This is a genomic window from Streptomyces sp. NPDC002130, from assembly GCF_040296465.1.
Classification (GTDB): Bacteria; Actinomycetota; Actinomycetes; order Streptomycetales; family Streptomycetaceae; genus Streptomyces.
On record NZ_JBEOXI010000832.1, the window covers coordinates 1 to 1,436 of the forward strand.

2 protein-coding genes are annotated in these 1,436 nt (G+C 74.9%); one reads left to right on the forward strand and one right to left on the reverse strand.

What is annotated here, in order from left to right; genetic code table 11:
- Nucleotides 1-1,020: Rv3626c family coenzyme F420 biosynthesis-associated protein (locus ABT116_RS46065; protein ID WP_351647160.1), on the reverse strand; the 1,020-nt coding region annotated here is incomplete at its 3' end.
- Between ABT116_RS46065 and ABT116_RS46070 the strand changes: the two genes are divergently transcribed.
- On the forward strand, nt 1,019-1,222 hold the full coding sequence (locus ABT116_RS46070; protein WP_351647162.1) for a hypothetical protein: 204 nt from the start codon (nt 1,019-1,021) through the stop codon (nt 1,220-1,222). The genes ABT116_RS46065 and ABT116_RS46070 overlap by 2 nt on opposite strands.
- Nucleotides 1,223-1,436 lie beyond the last annotated feature (214 nt).

Here is a 1,436-nt window from a genome sequence, read left to right on the forward strand (position 1 = left end):
GACGACGGCCCGCACGAAGCGTTCGCCGTCCCGGTACTGGCGGAGCTTGGCGTCCAGGCCGAGCAGCTTGCGCAGGGCCAGGTCCAGGCGGGAGGCGCCCTTGGCGCGGCGCTGCTGGAACTTCTCGCGGATCTCCCCGACGGACGGCACGACGGCCGGGCCGACGCCGTCCATCACGAAGTCGGCGTGTCCCTCCAGCAGGGACATCACGGCCGTGAGACGGCCGAGGATCTCGCGCTGGGCGGGGGTCTGGACGATCTCGACGAGGGAGCGGCCGCCGTCGTCCTCCTCGGCCTCGGGGCGGCCCCCGGCGAGGCTCTGGGCGGCTTCCCGCACGCGTTCCAGGACGGTCATGGGGTCGACGTCGGTCTCCTGGAGGAACGACTGGATCTCACCCTCCAGGTGGTCCCGCAGCCAGGGCACGGCGGTGAACTGGGTGCGGTGGGTCTCCTCGTGCAGGCAGACCCAGAGCCGGAAGTCGTGCGGGTCGACGTCGAGTTCGCGCTCCACGTGGACGATGTTCGGGGCGACGAGCAGGAGCCTGCCGCCACCCGGGGCGTCGGAGGAACCACCGGAGGGGAGGTCGCCGGTGGCGGGGGCGAAGGTCTCGTACTGGCCGAGGACCCGGGAGGCCAGGAAGGACAGCAGCATGCCGAGTTCGACGCCGGTGACCTTGCCGCCGACGGCGCTCATGACCGCGCCGCCCGGGCTGTCGCCGCGCCGTTCCTGCATCTTGTCGAGCAGGGGCCTGAGGATCTCCCGGAAGCCGGCGACGTTCGCCCGGATCCAGCCCGGCCGGTCGACGACGAGGACGGGGGTGTCGTGCCCCTCCTCGGTGCCCAGACGGGTGAATTCCCGGACGTGTACCTCGGACGCCTTGGCATGCCGGCGCAGCTCCGCGACGACGGCCCGGGCCTCGTCGCGACTGACCTCGGGGCCCGGCCGTACGAGCCGGGTCGCGGTCGCGACCGCGAGATTCCAGTCGACCATGCCGGTTGAAGCACCACCGATGCTCGTCATGCGTCAACCGTACGTGAGGCCCGCCCGCTGGGGCAGGGCGGCGACGGCCGGAGCCCCGCCGGCGGGCCTGCGCCGACGGCCGGAGCACCACCGGCTGGCCCGCGGCACGGCCGGAGCCCCTCCGGCGGGCCTGCGCCGACGACCGGAGCACCACCGGCTGGCCCGCGGCACGGCCGGAGCCCCTCCGGCGGGCCTGCGGTGACGGCCGGAGCACCACCGGCTGGCCCGCGGCACGGCCGGAGCCCCTCCGGCGGGCCGGTCCCGGCCGTCACCTGCAGCCGCACGCCGCCAGGGCCGTCGCGATCCGGTCCAGGGCCTGCTGGGTCGCCGTCGGCCTGCCGGGGTCAGTGCCGGAGGCCATGAACGCGAAGGCCAGCAGGCGGCCGTCCTCGTCGACCAGGGTGCCCGCGAGGGCG